Origin of the sequence: Vibrio sp. TRT 1302, from assembly GCF_050113875.1 — a bacterium.
Lineage (GTDB): Bacteria > Pseudomonadota > Gammaproteobacteria > Enterobacterales > Vibrionaceae > Vibrio.
This window is the reverse complement of record NZ_JBNJOF010000013.1, coordinates 64,027-88,870: the sequence shown is the minus strand read 5'-3', so window position 1 is coordinate 88,870 and position 24,844 is coordinate 64,027. Positions and strand designations below refer to the sequence as shown.

23 protein-coding genes are annotated in these 24,844 nt (G+C 46.1%); 8 read left to right on the top strand and 15 right to left on the bottom strand.

Annotated elements, in window-relative coordinates; translation table 11 throughout:
• Positions 1 to 35: 35 nt before the first annotated feature.
• Both ACQEXP_RS14945 and pomA read right to left on the bottom strand, forming a co-directional pair.
• Positions 36 to 980 (bottom strand): flagellar motor protein MotB, encoded by a 945-nt coding sequence (locus ACQEXP_RS14945; RefSeq protein WP_269378219.1) that lies wholly within the window; start codon positions 978 to 980, stop codon positions 36 to 38.
• A 10-nt stretch (positions 981 to 990) separates the two neighbouring features.
• Positions 991 to 1,755, bottom strand: coding sequence for a flagellar motor protein PomA (pomA, locus tag ACQEXP_RS14940; protein ID WP_138971802.1), 765 nt, complete (start codon positions 1,753 to 1,755; stop codon positions 991 to 993).
• A 262-nt stretch (positions 1,756 to 2,017) separates the two neighbouring features.
• Between pomA and xseB the strand changes: the two genes are divergently transcribed.
• From xseB to dxs, 3 genes are read left to right on the top strand one after another with little or no spacing between them, the layout of a single operon-like run.
• A complete protein-coding gene (gene xseB / locus ACQEXP_RS14935) occupies positions 2,018 to 2,260 on the top strand; it encodes an exodeoxyribonuclease VII small subunit (protein WP_138971801.1) in 243 nt (80 codons plus the stop codon).
• Positions 2,261 to 2,281: 21 nt separating this feature from the next.
• Entirely contained in the window at positions 2,282 to 3,166 is an 885-nt protein-coding gene (gene ispA, locus ACQEXP_RS14930) for a (2E,6E)-farnesyl diphosphate synthase (RefSeq protein WP_269378232.1), read from the top strand.
• A gap of 20 nt (positions 3,167 to 3,186) precedes the next feature.
• A complete protein-coding gene (gene dxs, locus ACQEXP_RS14925; protein ID WP_269378217.1) occupies positions 3,187 to 5,052 on the top strand; it encodes a 1-deoxy-D-xylulose-5-phosphate synthase in 1,866 nt (621 codons plus the stop codon).
• A 708-nt stretch (positions 5,053 to 5,760) separates the two neighbouring features.
• Here the strand turns inward: dxs and truC are convergent.
• Entirely contained in the window at positions 5,761 to 6,489 is a 729-nt protein-coding gene (gene truC, locus ACQEXP_RS14920; RefSeq protein WP_426970704.1) for a tRNA pseudouridine(65) synthase TruC, read from the bottom strand.
• On the bottom strand, positions 6,480 to 6,794 hold the full coding sequence (locus tag ACQEXP_RS14915; protein WP_269378215.1) for a YqcC family protein: 315 nt from the start codon (positions 6,792 to 6,794) through the stop codon (positions 6,480 to 6,482). The genes truC and ACQEXP_RS14915 overlap by 10 nt, the downstream gene beginning before the upstream one ends.
• Positions 6,795 to 6,871: 77 nt before the next feature.
• On the opposite strand from ACQEXP_RS14915, the gene ACQEXP_RS14910 reads away from it, so the two are divergent.
• Together ACQEXP_RS14910 and ACQEXP_RS14905 are read left to right on the top strand one after the other, a co-directional pair.
• On the top strand, positions 6,872 to 7,909 hold the full coding sequence (locus ACQEXP_RS14910) for a DUF3549 family protein (RefSeq protein WP_426970702.1): 1,038 nt from the start codon (positions 6,872 to 6,874) through the stop codon (positions 7,907 to 7,909).
• A gap of 2 nt (positions 7,910 to 7,911) precedes the next feature.
• Positions 7,912 to 8,211, top strand: a complete 300-nt coding sequence (locus ACQEXP_RS14905; RefSeq protein ID WP_269378212.1) for a DUF3301 domain-containing protein — start codon at positions 7,912 to 7,914, stop codon at positions 8,209 to 8,211.
• On the opposite strand, the gene ACQEXP_RS14900 is transcribed toward ACQEXP_RS14905, so the two are convergent.
• Complete coding sequence (locus ACQEXP_RS14900; protein WP_426970699.1) at positions 8,159 to 8,677, bottom strand: GNAT family N-acetyltransferase; 519 nt, start codon at positions 8,675 to 8,677, stop codon at positions 8,159 to 8,161. The genes ACQEXP_RS14905 and ACQEXP_RS14900 overlap by 53 nt on opposite strands.
• Positions 8,678 to 9,464: 787 nt before the next feature.
• On the opposite strand from ACQEXP_RS14900, the gene ACQEXP_RS14895 reads away from it, so the two are divergent.
• The gene (locus ACQEXP_RS14895; RefSeq protein ID WP_426970698.1) at positions 9,465 to 9,752 is read left to right on the top strand and encodes a hypothetical protein; all 288 of its coding nucleotides are present in this window, start codon (positions 9,465 to 9,467) and stop codon (positions 9,750 to 9,752) included.
• Positions 9,753 to 9,866: 114 nt separating this feature from the next.
• Here the strand turns inward: ACQEXP_RS14895 and sucD are convergent, their stop codons facing one another.
• The 8 genes from sucD to sdhC form a co-directional block, all read right to left on the bottom strand.
• A complete protein-coding gene (gene sucD, locus ACQEXP_RS14890) occupies positions 9,867 to 10,739 on the bottom strand; it encodes a succinate--CoA ligase subunit alpha (RefSeq protein ID WP_006881309.1) in 873 nt (290 codons plus the stop codon).
• Complete coding sequence (sucC, locus tag ACQEXP_RS14885; RefSeq protein WP_138971792.1) at positions 10,739 to 11,905, bottom strand: ADP-forming succinate--CoA ligase subunit beta; 1,167 nt, start codon at positions 11,903 to 11,905, stop codon at positions 10,739 to 10,741. Before sucC ends, sucD begins: the two co-directional genes overlap by 1 nt.
• A gap of 194 nt (positions 11,906 to 12,099) precedes the next feature.
• Complete coding sequence (gene odhB, locus ACQEXP_RS14880; protein WP_426970696.1) at positions 12,100 to 13,305, bottom strand: 2-oxoglutarate dehydrogenase complex dihydrolipoyllysine-residue succinyltransferase; 1,206 nt, start codon at positions 13,303 to 13,305, stop codon at positions 12,100 to 12,102.
• 28 nt (positions 13,306 to 13,333) lie between these two features.
• Positions 13,334 to 16,159 carry a 2-oxoglutarate dehydrogenase E1 component gene (gene sucA, locus ACQEXP_RS14875; protein ID WP_269378203.1) on the bottom strand — a complete coding sequence of 942 codons (2,826 nt, stop codon included), beginning with the start codon at positions 16,157 to 16,159 and terminating at the stop codon, positions 13,334 to 13,336.
• 91 nt (positions 16,160 to 16,250) lie between these two features.
• Positions 16,251 to 16,961, bottom strand: a complete 711-nt coding sequence (locus ACQEXP_RS14870) for a succinate dehydrogenase iron-sulfur subunit (RefSeq protein WP_138971789.1) — start codon at positions 16,959 to 16,961, stop codon at positions 16,251 to 16,253.
• Positions 16,962 to 16,979: 18 nt separating this feature from the next.
• A complete protein-coding gene (gene sdhA, locus ACQEXP_RS14865) occupies positions 16,980 to 18,746 on the bottom strand; it encodes a succinate dehydrogenase flavoprotein subunit (RefSeq protein WP_426970695.1) in 1,767 nt (588 codons plus the stop codon).
• Entirely contained in the window at positions 18,747 to 19,091 is a 345-nt protein-coding gene (gene sdhD / locus ACQEXP_RS14860) for a succinate dehydrogenase, hydrophobic membrane anchor protein (protein WP_269378201.1), read from the bottom strand.
• Complete coding sequence (sdhC, locus tag ACQEXP_RS14855) at positions 19,085 to 19,477, bottom strand: succinate dehydrogenase cytochrome b556 subunit (RefSeq protein WP_006881303.1); 393 nt, start codon at positions 19,475 to 19,477, stop codon at positions 19,085 to 19,087. The genes sdhD and sdhC overlap by 7 nt, the downstream gene beginning before the upstream one ends.
• 395 nt (positions 19,478 to 19,872) lie before the next feature.
• On the opposite strand from sdhC, the gene ACQEXP_RS14850 reads away from it, so the two are divergent.
• Complete coding sequence (locus ACQEXP_RS14850) at positions 19,873 to 21,162, top strand: citrate synthase (RefSeq protein ID WP_269378199.1); 1,290 nt, start codon at positions 19,873 to 19,875, stop codon at positions 21,160 to 21,162.
• 202 nt (positions 21,163 to 21,364) lie between these two features.
• Here ACQEXP_RS14850 and ACQEXP_RS14845 read toward each other — a convergent pair whose 3' ends face one another.
• On the bottom strand, positions 21,365 to 22,123 hold the full coding sequence (locus tag ACQEXP_RS14845) for a Nif3-like dinuclear metal center hexameric protein (protein ID WP_269378198.1): 759 nt from the start codon (positions 22,121 to 22,123) through the stop codon (positions 21,365 to 21,367).
• A gap of 114 nt (positions 22,124 to 22,237) precedes the next feature.
• Here ACQEXP_RS14845 and ACQEXP_RS14840 point away from each other — a divergent pair, with 114 nt between their 5' ends.
• On the top strand, positions 22,238 to 22,990 hold the full coding sequence (locus ACQEXP_RS14840) for a DUF1853 family protein (RefSeq protein ID WP_426970693.1): 753 nt from the start codon (positions 22,238 to 22,240) through the stop codon (positions 22,988 to 22,990).
• Positions 22,991 to 23,111: 121 nt separating this feature from the next.
• Here ACQEXP_RS14840 and pgm read toward each other — a convergent pair whose 3' ends face one another.
• On the bottom strand, positions 23,112 to 24,758 hold the full coding sequence (gene pgm, locus ACQEXP_RS14835; RefSeq protein ID WP_426970691.1) for a phosphoglucomutase (alpha-D-glucose-1,6-bisphosphate-dependent): 1,647 nt from the start codon (positions 24,756 to 24,758) through the stop codon (positions 23,112 to 23,114).
• Positions 24,759 to 24,844 lie beyond the last annotated feature (86 nt).

The following is a 24,844-nucleotide window of genomic DNA, read 5'->3' as shown; positions in this document are numbered from 1 at the left end:
AAAGACGAGCGTTTTGCTCGTCTTTATATTTTGCCTTACTGCAAGGCTGGAACTTCATCGCTTTGGAGCGGTTCACCTTGCATAATACTGATTTCAACCCGCCTGTTACGTGAACGTTGAGCCTCAGTATCGTTCGGGCCGAGAGGCTCGGTGTCTGCCATACCACGAACTCGCAGTCGTTGGTGATTAAACCCGCGCACCTTCTCCATCTCCTGTGCAACAGAGACCGCACGTTGTGCAGATAGATCCCAATTAGACCGATACAGTTCAGAGTCAATACGTTGGTTGTCTGTATGCCCTGAGACACGAACCACGCCAGGGATATCTTTTACCAAGTCGGCAATCTGACGAACCAAAGGACGGAACTTGGGTTGTAAGAAGGCCGAACCTTCAGGGAAGGCTCCTTTTTCACGAATACGGATATCAATCTGTTGACCGAGATTTTCGACTTCAATCGCCCCTTGCTCAATCTCTCGCTCAAGGGCTTTTTTGATGCTTTCCATCAAGGTTTCAAGTTCTTGCGACATTTCAGCAGATTGCTGCTGTTCATTGTCTGACTCTGAATTCTGATTGTTCTGCGTGGCGGTATCCGGTGACTGGCCACCCGTCAATGACCCTTTGTCTCTTTGTGTCCCGCCCGCTCGATCTGACTCGCCCTCATGAAATTCGAGAGTTTGCTGAGTAATATCGATAGTTTGCTGCATGATCACATCAATCGGCGTTGGCTCAGGGCGACCTGGCCTAAACTCTTGCGCAATGATACTGGTACCTTTAGGGATATCTTTCACTTCAAGACGGTTTTGGACACCAAATGCAAACTTCATCGAACCAGCGATCTGTTTGAACTTCAGTACGTCCATCTCCGAAAACGAAAGAAGCAGTACGAAGAAACACATCAATAGTGACATCAAGTCTGCAAATGTTCCCATCCAAAGCGGGAGGCCGGGCGGCGGACATTTGCAGTCGTTATCATCATCCATAACTGCGTCCTTACTCGTTATCTACGTCAAGAGCACGTTTACCTTCATTGAGGTAGTTTTTCAGATAACTATCTATCACTCGAGGGTTTTGGCCATCTTGGATTGCTAAGACGCCATCCATAATCAGACGACGATTCAATTTTTCTTGCTCACGGCGCAGAGAAAGTTTGTCAGCAATAGGAAAAAACAACATGTTAGACAAGATCGCACCGTACAAGGTTGTCAAAAGCGCAACCGCCATTGCAGGACCGATCGCTTTAGGATCGTCCATGTTTGACAGCATCGCAACCAGACCAACCAGTGTACCGATCATCCCCATCGCAGGCGCAACGTCACCGAATGCTCTGAAAACACTCGAACCAAAATCATGTCGCTCATCAGTCAGCGCGATGTCTTTTTGCAGCGCGGCACGAACAACATCAGCATCGTGACCATCGACGAGCAAGTCGATGCCTTTTTGCATAAAGCTGTTACTGATCTCCATCTCCTCAAGGGCGAGAAATCCACCTTTACGCGCTGCGTCAGCCATTTCAACCACTTTAGCGATCAAATCTTCAGGCTCATCAGCTTTGAACATAAAGGCTTTGCCGGCGATCTTGGCGGCACCAAAAAACTGCCCCATAGTGAACTTCATCAACACCACGAAGGTAGAACCACCCACCACGATAAGTATTGATGTGACATCGACGAACATCATGATGCTTCCGCCGAGTATCATCGCCATGACAACGAAAGCCAAACCGCCAATCAGTCCTATCAGCGTTGCTAAATCCACAGAGCACTCCTCATGCTATCTTTGAGCTTCTAACAAATTATATCGGCAACATCTTCAGATCTTTAGTATTTTATTGATACCGCATTCACATAAATATAGATGCTTACCCCATTCTGAGTACTAGGACTTTAACCCTATTATTTACTTGGGTACATGAAATGAACGCTTTAACTCCATTTTTCTAACAAATTTACTCGGTTAAATTTGACCATCATTAATGGCTAAGGTAACTTTCGAGCATCTTTACCTGTGTAGAAAAGTTATGGCGAGCAAAAAACCGGAAAACATGACCTTCGAAGCGACGATTGAAGAGCTCGATGCGATTGTAGAAAACCTCGAAAATGGTGATTTAGCATTAGACGATGCACTCAAGAACTTTGAGCGTGGTATTACGCTTGCTCGCGCAGGCCAAGCCAAACTCAGTGATGCTGAACAACGTGTCAGTATCTTGTTACAAAACGATGACGAATCGCCACTGAGTGATTTCGATGCTCTACCAGAGTAATTGAACGAGAAGATGTCTGTTATGCAAGAGGCACTATCCTCACTACAACAACGAAACAATGCCCAGTTAGAAAACTGGCTCAAGTCATTGCCTCATCAAAACCTACCTCTTATCGAGGCGATGCGTTATGGCTTATTGCTTGGTGGCAAACGCGCACGTCCGTTTTTGGTCTATATTACCGGCCAGATGCTCGGATGCGAACTTGACGACTTAGACACTCCCGCTTCCGCTGTTGAGTGCATCCATGCTTACTCGTTAATTCATGATGACTTACCGGCCATGGATGACGATGAACTGCGTCGTGGTCAACCAACCTGCCACATCAAATTTGACGAAGCGACCGCTATCTTGACGGGTGATGCGCTGCAAACCCTTGCGTTTACCATCCTCGCAGAAGGCCCTCTGGCTCCGCATGCAGAAAGCCAACGTATTAAGATGGTTAAAGTGCTTGCCGATGCTTCCGGTGCCAATGGTATGTGTATGGGCCAAGCCCTAGACTTAGCCGCAGAAAACCGCAGCGTAACGCTCGAAGAATTGGAAGAGATTCACCGCAACAAAACGGGGGCGTTAATGAAATCAGCCATTCGTTTAGGCGCCTTAGCCGCAGGTGAAAAAGGAGCGCAAGTCCTGCCGCTTCTAGATCAATATGCCGATGCTATTGGTCTCGCTTTCCAAGTCCAAGATGACATTCTAGATATCATTAGTGATACTGAAACCTTGGGTAAACCACAAGGTTCTGACCAACAATTAAACAAAAGTACCTATCCCGCTTTGCTAGGATTGGACGGAGCTATAAACAAAGCTCACACTCTGTTAAATGAAGCTCTTCAAGCTTTGGACGCAATCCCATACAATACAGAGTTACTCGAAGAGTTCGCCCGATACGTCATCGAGCGCAAGAACTAACACTATAAGCGCGCATTTATATGACTCTTGATATTTCGAAATATCCGACACTGGCTCTAGCAGATACTCCTGATGAGCTGCGCAGCCTTCCTAAGGAAGTGCTGCCAAAGCTGTGTGATGAATTACGCACTTACTTACTTAATTCAGTAAGTCAATCCAGCGGCCACCTCGCTTCTGGTCTAGGCACAGTTGAACTGACTGTGGCGCTTCACTACGTCTACAACACACCTTTTGATCAATTGGTGTGGGATGTTGGTCACCAAGCGTACCCGCATAAAATCCTAACGGGTCGTCGCGACCAAATGCCAACGATTCGCCAAAAAGATGGTTTGCACCCCTTCCCATGGCGTGAAGAGAGCGAGTACGACACCCTATCAGTCGGCCACTCTTCAACATCGATCAGTGCTGGCCTTGGTATGGCTATCAGCGCGGGTAAAGAAGGCAAAAACCGCAAAGTCGTTAGTGTGATCGGCGATGGTGCTATCACCGCGGGCATGGCATTTGAAGCCATGAACCATGCGGGTGATGTCCACCCTGATATGCTGGTGATCTTAAACGACAATGAAATGTCGATTTCTGAGAACGTTGGTGCTCTGAACAATCATTTAGCTCAAGTACTATCAGGAAGCTTGTACACCTCTATCCGTGAAGGCGGTAAAAAAGTCCTGTCAGGTGTCCCCCCGATTAAAGAGTTGGTTCGTCGTACTGAAGAACATCTTAAAGGCATGGTGGTACCAGGCACTCTCTTTGAAGAATTAGGTTTTAACTACATCGGCCCTGTCGATGGCCATGATGTAAATGAGTTGGTCAAAACTCTCAAAAACATGCGTGAACTAAAAGGTCCGCAGTTTTTACATATCATGACTAAAAAAGGCAAAGGCTACGAGCCAGCAGAAAAAGATCCGATTGGCTATCACGGCGTGCCTAAGTTCGACCCAAGCCACAACTCGCTGCCAAAAAGCAGCGGTGGATTGCCAAGTTACTCGAAGATTTTCGGTGACTTCCTGTGTGATATGGCAGCTCAAGATCCTAAGCTTATGGCGATCACTCCCGCTATGCGTGAAGGTTCTGGGATGGTTCGCTTCTCTAAAGAGTATCCTGACCAATACTTCGATGTTGCGATTGCTGAGCAACATGCCGTGACCTTAGCTACAGGTATGGCAATTGCTGGCGATCACCCTATTGTGGCGATTTATTCTACCTTCTTGCAGCGCGGCTACGATCAGCTCATTCACGATGTTGCCATCATGGATTTGCCGGTAATGTTTGCGATAGACCGTGCAGGGCTGGTTGGTGCGGACGGTCAAACTCACCAAGGTGCCTTTGACCTGAGCTTTATGCGCTGTATCCCGAATATGGTCATCATGGCGCCGAGCGATGAGAACGAATGCCGTCAAATGCTCTACACTGGCCACCAACATACTGGCCCGTCGGCTGTCCGTTACCCTCGTGGTACAGGCATGGGCGTTGACATTGAGAAACAGTTTACTGCATTAGAAATCGGTAAAGGCCGCCTAGTTCGTCAAGGTGAGAAAATCGCTATCCTCAGCTTCGGTACCTTCTTAGGCAATGCACTTGAGGCCGCACAAGCACTCAATGCCACGGTAGCGGATATGCGCTTTGTCAAACCACTTGATGAAGAGTTGATTAAACAGCTTGCCGCTGAACACGACATCATCGTAACCATCGAAGAAAACGCCATCGCTGGCGGTGCGGGTTCAGGTGTCGTTGAATTTATGATGCAAGAAAAGCTGATCAAACCGGTACTCAATCTTGGTTTACCCGATCAGTTCATTCATCAGGGCACCCAAGAAGAGCTACACCAAGAACTGGGGTTAGACAGCCAAGGTATTGAGAAAGCCATTCGCGCTTACATGGAAAAATAGTCTCAACCACTAGACCAATAGAAAGCCCTCAATCGTGAGGGCTTTTTTGATTCGATAAGTTCGTGAATCGATGGAAATCAGATATACGCTCGCAATTATCAAACTCCACACTAGCAATTGGGGATGCAATTCCAATATGTAGCGTCCGATTTGCCAATCCCTCCTCAAATTGGCACCCTTTCTCTGGTTAATTAGAGTGTTAAAGAGGAAAAGTTATGAATTTCAAATATGTTCTCAACAAACAGCCTCAGTCCAATGGCGACTATGAAGTCCACAACATGACAACTGGGTGCACTTATATGCCAAACCCGGAGAACCAAATTAATTTGGGAATACACTCTTCATGCGTAAGCGCGGTTGCCCATGCCAAAAGCCAATTCAGTAACATCAAAGTCAACGGCTGCTATTTTTGCTGCAACCCATGTCATACCTCTTAGTCAACCAAGTGGCGATGTGTGACCTGCGGGTTCAATGAAAAATCCGCCACTGAAGCGTGGGGAGAATTGTGAGACTTATTCCACTTGATTACGACGCCCGATTATTTCGGAATTTGACTACAAGCAAATCTCGCCAGCTGCATTAAATTCAGAATGCTTGCTAGCTCATGGCAAGTGCCTCCTTTGCTAGTCAACACGGCTAGACCCAGCTCGTCATTACCATTATGACGAGCTTTTTTTATGTTGGATGGTCAATCTCAACGTGATCAGTTTAAGGCGCTGACCAGCCAAACTCAGCACACAGTTTTTGCCATGTTTCATCTAACCCCGCTTCAATAATAATTTCTCGCTGAGTAAATGGATGAACAAACTTAAGGGAAGAAGCGTGAAGCAATAGTCGATGCGAGTCGTACACTTCTCTAAACAACTTGTTGTGTTTACCGTCACCATGTGTCGTATCACCAACGATTGGATGGCGTAGATGAGCCATATGGCGTCTGAGCTGGTGTTTTCGTCCAGTCAGTGGCTTCATCTCCATTAAGCAGTAACGATTGGTAGGAAAGCTCCCCGTGGAATAGGGTATTTCGACTTGAGCCAGTGGTTGATAGTCAGTGATCGCTTCTTGTGCTTCTTTATCTTGGCTAGCGTGCTTATCTGCAATTTTGTCCAACTCTACCTTAAGTGCATAGTCGAGACGACCGGATTCCATGATCCAACCGCGAACAATCGCATGATAGGTTTTTTCCATCTCGTGGTTCGCAAACATCGGCATCACTTGAGACGCAACCTCACTTGATAACGCAAAAATAAGCACCCCTGATGTGGGTCTATCTAATCGATGAAGTGGAAAGACATGCTGACCAATTTGGTCACGCAATGTTTGCATGACAAATTGAGTTTCGTGCTTATCCAGCCAGCTGCGATGAACCAACATACCAGCAGGTTTGTTGACGGCAACGAAATACTCGTCTTGATATACGATCTCCAGCACTAGCGGCATTCCTCATCTAACTTTTGAATAATTGTAACTAACGGTGTGAATTGCGGCTGTTCTTTCCAGCACTCCTCGAAGTAAGGCGCAATTGAAAATCCGCTCGGTAGTGGCTGATTTTGTTCTATCAGCAAACGGATTCGGGCAATGAAGATCCATTGCAACCACTCGCTTGGCGTTAAGGTGTCAATAGCAAACGGCTGCTGACTACTCAGTGCCTGTTTGCTTGGGGGCGTCGCTTGCCACTGACCAAGTTGTTGCATCGACAACTCTAAGTCGTCGATAAGCTCGGTCAATTGTTTCACTTTTGTCATTAATCTTTGTTTGGAACCTTGAAAATTGGCAATAGAATACCATTTATAGAGTAAATAAAGTTAGGACAATTGCTTCAATGGAAACCATTCATACTCTCACTCAACTCCTTACCGACAGTGATTGCCAATATCAAGTCTTTGATCTTGGACGTCGTATTAAACAGATCGACGCAAAGGTCTTTGCTGACGCAGAAAAAGGCCAGCTTGCCTATCCCTATCCAATGCAGCGTAAGGCACACATCGCTATCGCTTACTGGAATCAAGAGCAGCAGCCTTGGATTTGGTTTCTAAAATTTGAATTAGATGAACGTGGCTTACTTAAACAAGCAGATATTGGTAACTTCATTAAGTATGTCATCGAAGCAATGGGCACGCGTCTTAGCCAAGAGCTAAGTGAAGAGCAACAAGACAAACTGGCAAACAATCCCTATACCTTTAAGCCGGCGGAAGACAAAATGGCGGTCTTTCATAGCCAAGTTCGCGCGGCGATGAATTTACCTTGCAGCCAGTACTACGAACATGCGCAATTATACTTTGCAGGCGGGTTGGAATGGGATAAATGGCACACGGTTGGTTTACAAGGGGTGACCGATATCTGTGCGCGACTTGGTCAGGAACAAAATGGCGTCAATGTCCGTAAGGCACTAAAACATCTGCCCTCCGAACCTCTCTATGCCTTACTAGGTGCGCTTGAGCATACCGAGTTACCAACAAAACTTGCACAAAACCTTGCCGAAATGGCTCAGACACAGATTGACAGTCACGATCCAGATCTCTTCTTGCTATCCGCGCTCACGAGAGCCTTGTCCGGAGCAGAGGATGCCATTGCTCAACCTATCATTGGTCAGATTCTTTCAAGTGCGCGTTTGAGCCATCAAGAGGTACTGATTGGTGTCGCGGGACGATGCTGGCACTGGTTAAGAGAAGCCGACATCGCAGAACAATTCCTACTGCGCCTCGCACAGACTGGAAACCAGACACTGTTTAACCAGCTATTTGCCGATTTGGTTATGCTCCCTGAGCTGCGTATGGTACTGCTTCCTTTGCTTCACTCCAGCCCATCAGAAGAGTTGGCAAAAGCACTGATTAACCTACAGCAAGCCACTAAGGCGTAATTATGATTCATGACCTGTTCGCCATCCTCGCACTTGCCATTGTATGTCTGATTTTTTGGCAACAAAGACGGCAGGCAGAGCTAGCGAAAAGTATCGCCTCTCGAAAATGTAAAGAGCTCGATTTGCAGTTGCTGAGCGTGGCGCTTAAAGGTCACAAACTAAAAACGCCAGACGGTGTCTGGCGTTGGCATTCAGTTTATCAGTTCGAATTTTCGTCGCTTGGTGATGACTGCTATCAAGGCCACATCGTTATGCAAGGTTTCCAACTAGCAAAGGTGGAGTTGCCGCCACATCGGATGTAAAGACAAACTCATCATAAGGACCAAACGTATCTTGTTTGTGGGCATTAAATACGAAACCAAGTTTCTTCAGGATTCGAATCGACGCCTCATGATCGACATTAGCGGTAGCGATAACTCGCTCTAAGTTCAAATCTCTTACTGCTTTGGAAAAGAAAGCCTGCACCACTTCACTGGCAATACCCTTACCCCAGTACTCTTTGTCAAAGATATAACCAAGCTCAGGTAACGTGTCTAAATCAGAAATAAACACGTGTCCCATGTACTCCCTTGTGTGACTATCAAGCACTGCCATCGCAAATATGGTGCGATCACTGAGTACTTTCTCAAACTGCTTTTTAGCAGAAGATACCGTCTGTGCTCCATTCATCTGAGCACGGTTAATGGCACAACAGTTGAGCATCAAAAATTCAGATTGTAGAGAGTCGTTATAAGGGACCAATAACGATCGGCGAGTCACTATCGTCATGACACATCCTTGTAAGCAGCAATAATTGTCTTTTAAAACAAAGCCGAGAAGTTAAACCAACTGATGGCAATCTTTATTGATCTAGAACGTTTTTTGGCACGTTGTTGTTTGAGTTTTTCTAAAGGTGAGATCTAAGAAAAGCCCCGACACGTTAGTATCGGGGCTATAGTCTTACTCGCAGCAGTCCGGCTACAAAAGTTGCTCCATGCATCTTCCATAATAGTTACTGAATCCTTCAGTATTGTCCTAACTTCGCCGTCCTAGCGGTGTCCTAATCATCCTGATAGCTAACATCCTCGTCAGCTCACTTCACTTGTTCCTTGAGCGGTGTCCTTAGTATCATCCTGATACTGTCCTGACCTCATCCTCGAGGTGTCCATTGTCTTTCCTTAGTCACCAACCATCCTAGCTAGTGAACGCATCCATACAATGTCCTTTCGCTCCATGCCTGATCAACTATCCTAGTCAACCATTCTTCGTCCTGAAGACTCCAATCCTTGGTTTTCCTGTTCCGAGTCAGCATCCTACCGACAGGTTCTAATTTACCCTATTCGCATTTAGGTACAATCCATCTCTAGAAAATAATTTTCGATTCTTTTGATTACAAAAACACCAACATCATTACTATCAATAACTTAACACCAAAAATCTATCTATCCGCCCGTTTAAAACACAGATTGTCTCACAACACTTGTAAGATATCTCTCACACGACTTTTCTTAATTTTCCATTAGTCAATAAATCATAGGACCAGTATTATTACCCTTATCAGCACAACGGAGGTTTTATGCTTACTCAAGACGTTAGCCAAGAGCTAAGAAGTATCCTTGAACAGTTACAATCAGAAGGGAAAGAGCCAACGGTTGCTCTGGTGAAGGCTAGATTGAGCACGACTGTACCCATGCCAGCGTTGATCACAACAATCAAAAGCTGGAAAAGCGCAAACCACGTACCCAAGGTAGAAGTCGCCGCTCAAAGCTCAGGTTCTGAAATGGAGCGAATAGATCAACTCGAAGCGCAAGTCGCGAACTTAACAGAAAGACTTATCGCACTAGAGAAGAAGTTCGATATCTAAGTAGATATCACTGGCCTGTTTGATTTGACAGCGATGGGAACGGTGAACTTCTCCCTTAGACAAAAACAAAAAAGGCTTGGCGCATTGCCAAGCCTTTTAGTATCAACGGTTGAATTACCAGCCAGTTACTTCACGTAGACCTTTGCCGATATCAGCAAGAGACTTAACAGTCTTAACGCCCGCAGCTTCTAGTGCAGCGAACTTATCTTCCGCAGTACCTTTACCACCAGAGATGATCGCACCAGCATGGCCCATACGCTTGCCTGGAGGAGCAGTAACACCCGCGATGTAAGAAACGACTGGCTTAGTCACGTTCTCTTTAATGAACGCTGCCGCTTCTTCTTCAGCCGTACCACCGATTTCACCGATCATTACGATAGCTTCAGTTTCAGGATCTTCTTGGAACAGCTTCAGAATATCAATGAAGTTTGAACCTGGGATTGGGTCACCACCAATACCTACACAAGTAGACTGGCCAAAACCTTCGTCAGTCGTTTGCTTAACTGCTTCGTAAGTTAGTGTACCTGAACGAGATACGATACCTACTTTACCTTTCTTGTGGATGTGACCAGGCATGATACCGATCTTACACTCGTCAGGAGTGATAAGACCCGGACAGTTAGGACCGATCATGCGAACGCCAGTTTCTTCTAGCTTCACTTTCACGTCGATCATATCTGTTGTAGGGATACCTTCAGTGATCGTTACGATTAGCTCGATGCCTGCATCAATCGCTTCAAGGATTGCATCTTTACAGAAAGGTGCTGGTACGTAGATAACTGTTGCTGTTGCGCCAGTTGCTTCTACTGCTTCACGTACTGTGTTGAATACAGGAAGACCTAGGTGTGTTTGACCGCCTTTACCAGGAGAGACACCACCAACCATTTGTGTACCGTATGCGATAGCTTGCTCAGAGTGGAAAGTACCTTGACCACCAGTGAAACCCTGACAGATTACTTTCGTGTCTTTATTAATTAGTACAGACATTATTTGCCCTCCGCAGCAGCAACAACTTTCTGAGCTGCGTCAGTTAGAGACTCAGCTGCAATGATATCAACATCAGAATTAGCAAGAACTTCGCGACCTAAGTCTGCGTTAGTACCTTCTAGACGAACAACAACAGGTACGTTTACACCTACCTCTTTAACCGCACCAATAATACCTTCAGCGATCATGTCACAACGTACGATACCGCCGAAGATGTTAACGAGTACTGCTTTAACATTGTCATCAGAAAGGATGATCTTGAATGCTTCTGCTACACGCTCTTTTGTCGCGCCACCACCTACATCTAGGAAGTTAGCTGGCTTACCACCGTGCAGGTTTACGATATCCATCGTACCCATTGCTAGGCCAGCACCGTTAACCATACAGCCAACGTTACCGTCTAGTGCTACGTAGTTCAGTTCCCACTGAGCTGCGTGCGCTTCGCGCTCATCTTCTTGCGAAGGATCGTGCATTTCACGTAGCTTAGGCTGACGGTACATTGCGTTAGAGTCAATGTTGATCTTACCGTCTAGACACAGCAGGTTGCCTTCGCTAGTAATCACAAGAGGGTTGATCTCAAGTAGAGCTAGGTCGTACTGAGAGAACATGTTGCCAAGACCCATGAAGATCTTAACAAACTGCTTGATTTGGTCGCCTTCAAGACCTAGCTTGAATGCTAGCTCACGGCCTTGGTAAGCTTGAGGGCCTACTAGTGGATCGATAGCTGCTTTATGAATCAACTCTGGCGTTTCTTCTGCAACTTTCTCGATTTCAACACCACCTTCAGTTGAAGCCATGAATACAACTTTACGAGTTGCACGGTCAACAACCGCACCTAGGTAAAGTTCGTTAGCAATGTTTGATGCTTCTTCAACTAGGATTTTTGTTACAGGCTGGCCATTCGCGTCTGTTTGGTAAGTCACTAGGTTTTTACCTAGCCACTTTTGTGCGAACTCTTTAACGCCGTCTTTCGTATCGTGTAGCTCTACGCCACCCGCTTTACCACGTCCACCTGCGTGAACCTGACATTTGACTACTTTCTTCTCAGTAGAGATACGACCCGCAGCTTCAAAAGCTTCTTGTGGTGTATCACACGCGTAACCTTCCGGTACAGGCAAACCGAATTCTGCAAACAGCTGTTTGGCTTGGTATTCATGCAAATTCATTTTGATATTCCGTTTATTTTATTATTTCCATAACGGCGCCGTTTTAGCACTCGTCTGTAGGGTCTTCTCAAATCAACCGCGATCTATTTTCTAATAGCTTAACGATTCAAATGAAGGCCAGACAGTTGAGCTAGTCTAGCCTTTAAAACTATCGCACGCCTAGCCAGAATGACTGACTAGACGTTTTGGCGATATTAAACGTCTAATAGCAGACGTGCTGGATCTTCTAGCAACTCTTTAATCGTCACTAGGAAGCCCACTGATTCACGACCATCGATTAAACGGTGATCGTAAGACAGCGCAAGGTACATCATCGGCAGAATTTCTACTTTGCCATCAACTGCCATTGGGCGATCTTGAATCTTGTGCATACCAAGAATCGCTGATTGTGGCGGGTTGATGATTGGCGTAGACATCAGTGAGCCAAATACACCACCGTTAGTGATAGTGAAGTTGCCACCCATCAAGTCTTCAACCGTCAGTTTTCCATCACGGCCTTTGATTGCGAGATCTTTGATACCTTTTTCAATATCAGCGAAGCCTAGTGTGTCACAATCTTTTAGAACTGGAGTCACTAGACCGCGTGGCGTAGATACCGCCATGCTGATGTCGAAGTAGTTGTGGTAAACGATATCATCGCCATCAATCGACGCGTTGACTTCAGGGTAACGTTTCAGTGCTTCTGTCACCGCTTTCACGTAGAAAGACATAAAGCCTAAACGAATACCGTGACGCTCTTCGAACTGGTCTTTGTATTGCTTACGAAGATCCATGATTGGTTTCATGTTTACTTCGTTGAACGTCGTTAGCATTGCTGTGCTGTTTTTCGCTTCTAGAAGACGGTTAGCTACTGTCTTACGTAAACGCGTCATTGGCACACGCTTCTGGCTACGAGCAGCCGCTGGCGCTTCAACAGCAGGAGCGTCTGCTTTTGGTGCCGCTTTAGCGTTCGCAAGATGTGCTTCAATATCTTCACGAGTGATACGACCACCTACGCCAGTGCCTTTGACTTGGCTAGCTTCTAGGCCGTGTTCAGCAAGAAGACGACGAACTGCTGGGCTTAGTGCATCGTTGCTCTCTTCAGTTAGAGACGCTTTATGACGCTTATCTGGAGACGCTTCTGACTCTTCAGTCGTGTCCGTAGTCGGTTCACCCGCTACCGCACCAGGTTTAATACGAGCAATCAACTGCTTAGAAAGTACTGTTGCGCCTTCTTCTTCAATAATGGCTTCCAGAATACCCGCTTCAGGAGCTGGTACTTCAAGTACTACTTTGTCTGTCTCGATATCAACCAGTACTTCATCACGCGCAACTAAGTCGCCTGGTTGTTTGTGCCATGTTGCCACTGTTGCATCAGCGACAGATTCAGGTAAATCTGGAACCAGAATTTCAATTGTCATATCTGTTTCTTCCTTTAACTTCTAGCTCTTAATCCGAAGTTTTTGTATTCACGTTAAGTGCGTCTTCAACCAACGCTTTCTGTTGTTTCAAGTGTACTGACATGTAACCTACTGCAGGTGATGCTGATGCTGGACGACCAGCGTACTTAAGATCTGCACCTGCTGGGATGGCAGCACGGAAGTTGTGTTGGCTACAGTACCAAGCGCCTTGGTTTTGAGGCTCTTCCTGACACCAAACAAAATCTTCTACATTGGTGTATTGCTCAATGACAGCCTTAACCTCATCCAATGGGAATGGGTATAGCTGTTCAATACGAACAATCGCCACGTCATCCTGTTCATTGTTACGACGCTGCTCGAGCAGATCGAAGTAAACTTTACCAGAACAGAAAACAACGCGTTTCACCTTCGCAGCTTCTAGGTCATCAATCTCACCAATCGCTGCTTGGAATGTGCCTTCTGCTAATTCTTCAATGGTTGAAGTACATAGCGGATGACGAAGCAGAGATTTTGGAGACATCACCACAAGTGGACGACGCATCGGTCTTACAACCTGGCGACGAATCATGTGGTAAACCTGAGCCGGAGTTGAAGGAACAACAACTTGCATGTTTTGTTCAGCACATAACTGAAGGTAACGTTCTAAACGAGCAGACGAGTGCTCAGGACCCTGACCTTCATAACCGTGTGGTAGTAGCATGGTTAGGCCACATAGACGCGCCCACTTCTGCTCACCAGATGAGATGAACTGGTCGATAACAACTTGTGCACCGTTGGCAAAATCACCAAATTGCGCTTCCCAAATAGTTAAGCCGCCAGGTTCAGCCGTCGCATAGCCGTACTCAAACGCAAGTACTGCTTCTTCAGATAGAACTGAGTCGAAGACCTCGAACGGACCTTGCTTATCATGGATGTTAGCAAGCGGGATAAACGTACTAGCATCGTTTTGGTTATGCAGTACCGAGTGACGGTGGAAGAAAGTACCGCGACCAGAATCCTGACCTGAGATACGAATACGCTTACCGTCATCAAGCAAAGTGGCGTAGGCAAGTGTTTCTGCCATACCCCAGTCAATTGCCTTCTCACCACTTAACATTGCTGTACGGTCATTGTATAGCTTGTTAACGCGGCTCTGTAGCTTATGGCTTTCTGGGTACTGACAAATACGTTGACCAAGCTCGACCAGACGACCTTTGTCAAACTCGTTTTTCCACTCAACGTCCCAGTCGTGTCCAAGATATGGCGACCAGTCAACAGAGTGTAATGCCATCGGGCGCCACTCTTTAACAACCACTTCACCGCGGTCTAGAGCGTCACGATATTCATTAACGAGTTGAGTCGCTGTATCGATACCGAAATCACCGCGCTCAATCAACACGTCTGCGTAAAGCTTACGTGGCGTTGGGTGTTTCTTGATCTTTTGATACATCAAAGGCTGAGTCGCATTTGGCTCATCAGCTTCGTTGTGACCGTGGCGACGGTAACAAACAAGGTCAATCACCACATCGCGCTTAAATTCATTACGGTAATCAAGAGCGATACGAGTAACGAAGGCCACCGCTTCTGGATCATCAGCGTTAACGTGGAAAATTGGCGCCTGAACCATCTTAGCGATGTCAGTACAGTACATAGTCGAACGGGTATCGTTCGGGTTTGACGTAGTGAAACCAACTTGGTTATTAACTACGATACGAACCGTACCGCCAACACGGAAACCGCGCGCTTGCGACATGTTGAAGGTTTCAGCTACAACACCCTGACCTGCGATCGCTGAATCACCATGAATGGTGATAGGAAGCACAGTTGAACCATCAGTATCACCTAAACGATCCTGACGAGCACGAACCGAACCGATAACTACTGGGTTAACAATCTCAAGGTGAGACGGGTTGAATGCTAGCGCTAAGTGGACATCGCCACCTGGTGTTGCGAAGTCAGCAGAGAAACCTTGGTGATATTTAACGTCACCCGTACCCCATGAATCGCCATGCTTACCCGCAAACTCATCAAATAGGTCTTGTGGTTTCTTACCAAGAACGTTAACCAGCATGTTAAGACGTCCGCGGTGAGCCATACCAATAACGACTTCGCGCATACCGCTCTTACCGGCATGACGAATTAACTCTTTAGTCATTGGGATTAGCGCATCACCACCTTCAAGCGAGAAACGTTTTGCACCTGGGAATTTTGCTCCTAAGTAACGCTCCAAGCCTTCCGCTGCTGTCAGCTCTTCAAGAAATTCTTGTTTTTCTTCCTTGCTGAACGTTGGTTGGCCAACGACTGATTCCAAACGTTGCTGGATCCAACGTTTTTGCTCAGTGTCAGTCATGTGCATGTATTCAGCACCAACCGAACCACAGTAGATTTTGTTCAGCGAAGAGTGGATGTCTCTCAACTTCATTGTATCTTTGCCAATAGCAAAAGAACCTACGTTGAAAGTTTCTTCAAGATCATCTTGTGTAAGATTATGGAATGAAGGATCTAGCTCCGCCACTGGTGGACGTTGCCATAAACCTAAAGGGTCAAGCTGAGCCGCTTCGTGACCACGAAAGCGATAAGCATTGATTAATTGAAGTACTTTTACCTGTTTAGCGTCGACATCAGGATCACTAACTTGGACATTGTAATGCTTCGTTTCTTGAGCGAGTCGTCGGAAGTAGTCACGGACACGTGAGTGTGGTTGTTCGACCACCTCTTCTGATGGCTTAGGTAAACCATCAAAAACACGTTTCCACTCCTCACTTACCAGATCGGGATCACTTAGATACAGTTCGTAGAGGTCCTCTACATACGTTGCATTGGCGCCAGCCAAGTGTGAAGACTCGAGCCACGCCTTCATCACGCCGTTGTGCATATTTTCCCTTAACCAGTAGTTTTCACGTTTGCTTCGGTCTACGCCGAGCTATTAAGAGCCGACCTAGGATAGGTCGGCAATTTGTTGTTAATTACACCGAACGATTAACCAGCATCGTTTTGATATGACCGATAGCTTTCGTCGGATTTAGTCCTTTAGGACAAACACTTACACAATTCATGATGCCGTGGCAACGGAAAACGCTAAATGCGTCATCAAGATTTGATAGACGTTCATCTGTTGCTGTATCGCGGCTATCAATTAACCAACGGTAAGCGGCTAGTAGACCAGCTGGACCAATAAATTTGTCAGGGTTCCACCAGAAAGACGGACATGAAGTTGTACAACATGCACACATGATACATTCGTACAGACCATCTAGATGAGCACGCTCGTCAGGTGTTTGCAGATTCTCACGTGATGGCGGTAACGCACCGTCATCAATCAAGAAAGGCTTAACTTTCGCATAGTTATCGTAGAACTGCGTCATGTCAACAATAAGATCTCGAACCACTGGCAGACCTGGTAGTGGGCGAATCACAATCTTGTCTGCTTTGAGAGCAGATAGCGGTGTGATACACGCAAGACCATTCTTACCATTCATGTTCAGACCGTCTGAACCACATACGCCTTCACGGCATGAACGGCGGAATGAGATGCTTGGATCTTGCTCTTTCAGCAGGATTAAAGCATCCAGTAGCATCATGTCAGAACCATCTTCCACTTCAAGTGTGTAGTCTTTCATGTATGGCTTTTGGTCGACGTCCGGATTGTAGCGGTACAAAGAGAAATTCAGTTTCATATTCTTATTCTCCTTTCCTTAGTACGTACGAGCTTTCGGTGGGAACGCTTCACGGTGAACCGGTTCCATGTTTACGTCACGCTTGCTCATGCCTTCCGTTTCTGGATTGTAGATAGAGTGACATAGCCACTGCTCATCATCACGATCTGGGAAGTCAAAACGAGCGTGTGCACCGCGGCTTTCTGTACGGTAGTTTGCCGCTACAGCAGTTGCGTAAGCTGTTTCCATCAAGTTTTCTAGCTCAAGACACTCAATACGTTGCGTGTTGAACTCAGTTGACTTGTCAGCAAGGTGTGCGTTCTTCAGACGCTCACGGATAACTTTCAGCTCTTCTAGACCTTTAGCCATAGCATCGCCTTCACGGAATACCGAGAAGTTGTTCTGCATACATCTCTGTAGATCTTTACGGATTTGCGCTGGGTCTTCACCCTCAGTGCTGTTTTCCCAACGGTTGTAACGCTCTAGAGAACGTTCGATATCCGCTTCTGTCGCTGGTTTCGCTTCAGCTTGCTTCGCTAGAGTTTCACCTAGGTGCAGACCCGTTGCACGACCAAATACGACTAAGTCTAGTAGTGAGTTACCACCTAGACGGTTAGCACCGTGAACCGATACAGATGCAATCTCACCACAAGCAAATAGACCTTGAACCTCAACGTCCGCGCCATTTTCATCTTGCTTGATTGCCTGACCAGATACCTGAGTTGGGATACCACCCATCATGTAGTGACAGGTTGGGATTACTGGAATTGGCTCTTTAACTGGGTCAACGTGTGCAAACGTACGAGACAGTTCACAAACACCAGGTAGACGTGACTCTAACGTCTCTTTACCTAGGTGATCCAGTTTCAGTTTAATGTGAGGACCCCATGGACCATCGCAACCACGGCCTTCACGAATTTCGATCATCATTGAACGAGCAACAACGTCACGACCAGCAAGGTCTTTCGCGTTTGGTGCATAACGCTCCATAAAGCGCTCGCCATCTTTGTTTAGAAGGTAACCACCTTCACCACGACAACCTTCAGTTACAAGAACACCTGCGCCAGCGATACCCGTTGGGTGGAACTGCCACATTTCCATATCTTGCATAGGTACGCCAGCACGTAGTGCCATACCAACACCATCACCCGTGTTGATGTGAGCGTTAGTTGTTGATGCGTAGATACGACCTGCACCACCCGTAGCTAGGATGGTCGCTTTAGCTTTGAAGTAACAAACTTCACCCGTTTCCATACATAGCGCTGTACAACCTAGAACAACACCATCTTCATTCTTAACAAGGTCAAGTGCATACCACTCAGAGAAAACCGTTGTTTTGTGTTTGATGTTTTGTTGGTAAAGCGTGTGTAGAAGCGCGTGACCTGTACGGTCAGCGGCTGCTGCTGTACGAGCAGCCTGCTCGCCACCAAAGTTTTTCGACTGGCCGCCAAAAGGACGTTGGTAGATAGTACCGTTGTCAAAACGAGAGAAAGGTAGACCCATTTTCTCTAGTTCGATAACGGATTCAGGACCGTTCTTACACATGTACTCGATAGCGTTTTGGTCACCGATGTAGTCTGAACCTTTAACGGTATCGTACATATGCTGTTCCCAGTGGTCTTCATGTGCGTTACCTAACGCAACCGTGATACCACCCTGTGCTGATACAGTGTGAGAACGAGTAGGAAAAACTTTAGAAAGCAACGCACAAGATAGGCCTTGCTCAGAAATTTGTAGCGCAGCACGCATGCCTGCACCACCAGCGCCGATTACAACGGCATCAAATTCGCGAACTGGAATAGACACTTACGCACCCCACAGAATAAATAGACCAGAGAAGAAGTAACCAAACAGTACAGCGATAATGCCTAACTGTAGGCCACCACGAAGCTTAGCGCACTTGATGTAGTCAGTAAGAACTTGCCACAAGCCAATCCATGCGTGGATTAAAACAGAAACTAACGCTAGCATCGTGAACACTTTAGTGAATGTGCCACCAAAGAACTGAGTCCAAGATACGTAAGAAATATCCGTGAAAGCACAGAAGCTAACCAGATAAATAGTATAAAGTGTCATGATGATCGCCGTCGCACGAATCAATAGGAAATCGTGGACACCATTACGACCAAAAGATGAAATATGTTTTACCATACCATTACCCCCGCCAGTAGAGACAGAACGGCTGTAGCTGCGAATGCAACCTTAGCGCTCATTGCACCAGATTCCAGCTCTTCAAAATGACCCATATCCATCAGTAGGTGACGAACACCACCAGCGATGTGATAGGCCAAAGCCGTTAAGATGCCCCATAAGATAAACTTCACAAAGAAACCGTCGACAATATCAACAGCCTCTGCATAACCGACTGGGGAGGATAGCGAAATGGATAATAACCACAGCAAAATTCCGACAGCCACAAACGTAATCACACCGGAGACACGGTGTAAGATAGATGCGATTGCAGTGATCGGAAAGCGAATGGTCTGTAAATCTAAATTAACAGGTCTTGACTTTCTTTCTTTCACGGGCTTGCTCACTCAGCTCCATTGAGCATTTATAGTTATGAACGAATTTTGATTGCAAACCTACAAAAGTTAACATTTATTTAACAGTTGACTGCAACAATTGTCGGAGTATTTTGTAAAATAATTGTTAACAACAAGGATTAAAACTTCACCTCACATTTGTTTCAAGCCTTGAATTTATAAGGTTTCCACCAAAATTTACTGCGCCACTATACGGCTGGCAACATTCTAATACAATTGATGTAACAATTTTTGCTACACAGACCAGATTTTTAACGTTACACCTTCAAAAAATCATAACAAGTGCACACATCAGAGGAGAAAAATTGACTTTGATAACGAACACACGTACAAAAATGTCACACAAACATCCTGGACGGATTAAATAATAAACAAAGGAGATTGTTATGGCAGATAAGAAAGCTACCCTTCATGTTGAAGGTCAAGCGCCTATCGAGCTACCAATTACTGAAGGTGTTTTAGGCACACCAGTGATTGACGTTCGTAAACTGGGAGCAAACGGATTTTTCACTTTTGACCCAGGTTTTCTTGCCACTGCATCCTGTGAATCTCAAATCACCTACATCGATGGCGGCAAAGGTATTCTTTTGCACCGCGGTTACCCGATTGATCAGCTAGCTAATAATGCTGATTATTTAGAAGTGTGTTACATCCTTCTTTATGGTGAAGCCCCTACACGTGAGCAATACGAGCAGTTCAAAACAACAGTAACTCGTCACACTATGGTCCATGAGCAAATCGCAAGCTTCTTCCACGGCTTCCGTCGTGATGCTCACCCAATGGCTGTAATGTGTGGTGTTGTTGGCGCATTAGCTGCGTTCTACCACGATTCACTCGACATTAATAATGACGTACACCGTGAGATCACGGCATTCCGACTATTGTCAAAAATGCCAACACTTGCGGCAATGTGTTACAAGTACTCAGTTGGTCAGCCGTTCATTTACCCACGTAATGACCTGAGCTATGCAGAGAACTTCCTACACATGATGTTCGCTAACCCATGTGAAGAGTATGAAGTTAATCCTGTTGTTGCTCGCGCAATGGACAAGATCTTTACTCTACACGCAGACCACGAACAGAACGCATCGACGTCTACTGTACGTCTAGCTGGTTCTTCAGGCGCTAACCCGTTTGCATGTATTGCAGCTGGTATCGCATCACTTTGGGGCCCTGCTCACGGCGGTGCTAACGAAGCGTGTCTGAAGATGCTTGAAGAGATCGGTAGCGTAGACAACATCCCTGAGTATGTTGCACGCGCGAAAGATAAAGATGACCCGTTCCGCCTAATGGGCTTCGGTCACCGCGTTTACAAGAACTACGATCCACGCGCGACTGTAATGCGTGAAACGTGTCACGAAGTGCTTAAAGAGCTAAACATCCAAGATCCACTGCTTGATGTAGCAATGGAACTTGAGCGTATTGCCCTTTCTGACGAATACTTCGTATCTAAGAAACTATACCCGAACGTAGACTTCTACTCAGGTATCATTCTTAAAGCGATTGGTATTCCAGTTTCTATGTTTACGGTAATCTTTGCTCTATCACGTACGATTGGCTGGATTGCACACTGGAACGAAATGCACAGCGACCCACTTAACCGTATCGGTCGTCCTCGTCAGCTTTACACAGGTGAAGTTCAACGTGAATTCTCGCCTATCCACGAGCGCGAATAATACTGATAGCTTCTAGTTGCTAGTTGCTAGTTGCTAGTTGCTAGTTGCTAAATAGACAAAGGGTTGATGTGAAAACATCAACCCTTTTTTTGAATTCGAGATAATGATGGGGAATTAAAGAGGCGTTCCATCAACGCCTTACGGCAGGTATCATCACCTTACAATAAGCCCCGACTCACGAAGGGCACAGCCCATCCTTATCCTAGACTGGATTGTCGATGTCGATAAACGTCACATCTAATCCGTGCTCCGCTGCCAACCATTCACCCAGAGCTTTGATCCCGTAACGTTCAGTCGCATGGTGACCGGCAGCAAAGTAGTGAACTCCCATTTCACGAGCCGTGTAGGTTGTGCGTTCAGATATTTCACCTGAAATAAACGCATCAAGACCGAGACGAACTGCCAATTCAATGTAGTCCTGACCACCACCGGTACACCAGCCGATGGTCTCAATGAGTTTACTTTCATCTTCAGGCGCGATGTGCAGAGGTTGGCGATTAAGCACTTTATTAATTTTATGGGCGAATTCACCACCAGACATAGGCGAGTTTAGGCGACCAAACATTGCGACAGATTGTTCATGTCCTTCCATTCCCCCTTCGACCTGAATGTCGAGCAAGCGTGCAAGTTCTGCGTTGTTACCTAACTCAGGGTGAATATCTAAAGGCAGATGGTAACCCAGTAGGTTGATATCATTTTTTATCAAACTACGAATGCGTTTCCCTTTCATGCCACGAATCGGTTCAGGTTCGCCTTTCCAGAAATAACCGTGATGGACAATAATTGCATCCGCATTGAGTTCGATCGCTTTATCAATCAATGCCTGTGAAGCGGTTACGCCAGTCACGACTTTCTGAATGGTCTCTTTGCCTTCAATTTGGAGCCCGTTTGGCGCATAGTCCTTGATCAACTGCGGAGACAGCTTCTCATTCAGAATCTTTTCTAGTTTTAAGTTGTTCATTCTCTTGTCCGATCGATGACTGTTTACTTAGTTGCATCAAAGTGTATTCCAACCATAGCAACGATACCAGCAGCTCGTTACAATAGTGCCAAACCCAAATTGTCAGGTCTTAGGATGAGCCAACTCGATCGTTTCTATCACTGGATAGCGGCCGCGCCTTCACTATTCGAATTAAAAGCCCCTTTCGAGAGCCTTGAACACTTGATACCTCCCCCACTGAACGCGAGTGAGTACCATGGCAATCCTAGACTCGGTTTTCTCTATCAATATTTATGTACAGAGCTACTCACGCACAGTGGTCACTATCAGTTAGAAGCCGAAGAGATTCAGGTCAATCACCCGTCAGGTCAGACACTTGGTGCCATTGATCTCATTTTAAACAATACTGTCGAGCGCCGATTAGAGCATTGGGAAGTCGCCATAAAGTTCTACCTATTACACCAAGGTACATGGTATGGGCCGAATGCTCACGACCAACTCGATATCAAACTCGGTAGAATGTTATCTCACCAACTCAAGATGAGCTCTCGTCCTGAATTCTTAACGCAGTACCCTCAGTATGAAGATCTGTCAGAGCATTTACTCCTGCAAGGTCGACTTTATATCAATCCTTTTTCCCCTGAAGAGGTTCCTCAACGGTGTTTAGGCTATCGATTGAATCACAGCCAGATTAGTGGCTATTGGTGTTATCAAAGTCAGTGGGAGCAGATTGGAGAGCCACTCTACCCACTTGAAAAACCACAGTGGGCGACGGGGACGGATGCATTTGACCCCCCTATAGATAAACCGAACGGACGCTTTGTGCATGCACAGAGTAAAGAAGGACAGTTTTGGTTTGTTGTGCCGGATAGTTGGCCGAAGGGGTAAAAAAGCAAAAAGGGCTGACCAAATAGGTCAACCCTTCTCTTTATCACTTAGACAATTAGCTCATAATCACTAGCTATCGTCTGTAGCTTTCGCCCGAATCTCTTAGAGAAGCGCCGGTGCCTTAAAGCCCAGCTTCTTTAAAGACTTGGTTTACAATTTCTTGCGCTTCAGCTTCGATCTGTTTCAGGTGTTCTGCACCTTTAAAACTCTCGCAATAGATTTTGTAAATATCTTCAGTACCTGACGGACGCGCTGCAAACCAGCCGTTTTCAGTTGTCACTTTAAGACCGCCAATCGCTGCGCCATTGCCCGGAGCATGAGTGAGACGAGCTGTAATAGCGTCACCCGCTAAAGTCTCTGCCGTCACCATTTCGGCTGAAAGCTTCTTCAGTACTTCTTTTTGAGGGCCATTCGCCACTGCCTGAATACGATTGTATTCAGAAGTACCGTGCTTAGCTGCAAGTTCTTCGTAGTATTGCTGAGGATTTTTGCCAGTTACTGCAGTAATTTCAGCCGCTAGCAGACATAAAATAATGCCATCTTTGTCGGTTGACCAAGGCGTACCGTCCTTACGTAAGAAAGACGCCCCTGCACTCTCTTCACCACCAAAGCCAAACTTGCCTTCATATAGACCATCCACAAACCACTTAAAGCCCACTGGTACTTCACAGAGTTCGCGACCTAAGTCCGCGACAACTCGGTCAATCAAGGCACTTGATACTAGCGTCTTGCCTACCGCGACATCTTTACCCCAACCTTCACGATGACGGTATAGGTAATCGATACACACCGCTAGGAAGTGATTCGGATTCATCAGGCCTTTAGGCGTAACAATGCCGTGGCGGTCGTAATCTGGGTCATTACCAAACGCTAAGTCATATTCATCTTTAAGTGCTAATAGGCCAGCCATCGCGTAAGGCGAAGAGCAGTCCATACGTACCACGCCATCTTTGTCTAGAGACATGAACTGGAACGAAGGATCAATCGCTTCACTAACCAAGGTTAAATCTAGGTTGTACGCTGTTGCGATCTGACGCCAGTAATCGATACCACTGCCCCCTAATGGATCGACACCAATTTTAAGATTCGATTTTTGAATCGCTTCCATATCGATCACATTCACTAAGTCATCGATGTATGGTTTCACAAGATCTTTTTGAATGAATAGCTCAGACGCTTTTGCTTCTGCTAACGGCATGCGTTTCACGCCTTGAAGCCCCTCAGCAATCAGTGCATTCGCACGATCTTGGATAGCCTGAGTCAACTCACCTTCGGCAGGACCGCCATGTGTCGGGTTGTACTTAATGCCGCCATCTTGTGGTGGGTTGTGGGAAGGAGTAATAACGATACCATCGGCTTTATCTTGGTTTACTAAATTGTGCGTCAGGATTGCATGAGAAACACCCGGTGTCGGAGTATAGCCATTATTTTCCTGCACAATCACTTGCACACCATTGGCTACGAGCACTTCTACCACAGTCGAAAACGCAGGTTCAGAAAGTGCGTGAGTATCTTTACCCACAAAAAGTGGTCCTGTCGTTCCTTTTTCAGCACGTACTTCAGCAACGGCTTGAGCAATCGCCAGGATATGGTGCTCGTTAAAGGTCACTTTGTCCGCCGTACCGCGATGACCAGAAGTACCAAATTCAACTTTGTGTGCTGGGTTTGAAGGATTAGGTTGGAGAAGGAAGTAATTTGAAACTAAGGCTGGAATATTGTGTAGATCTTGCTGCTGAGCTTTTTGTCCCGCTCGTGGGTGCATCGCCATTTTGACATCCTTTCTTAAAATACAGAGAAATAAAAAAACCTCATAATACGTGAACTATATAACGCATTATGAGGTTTGAATCAGAT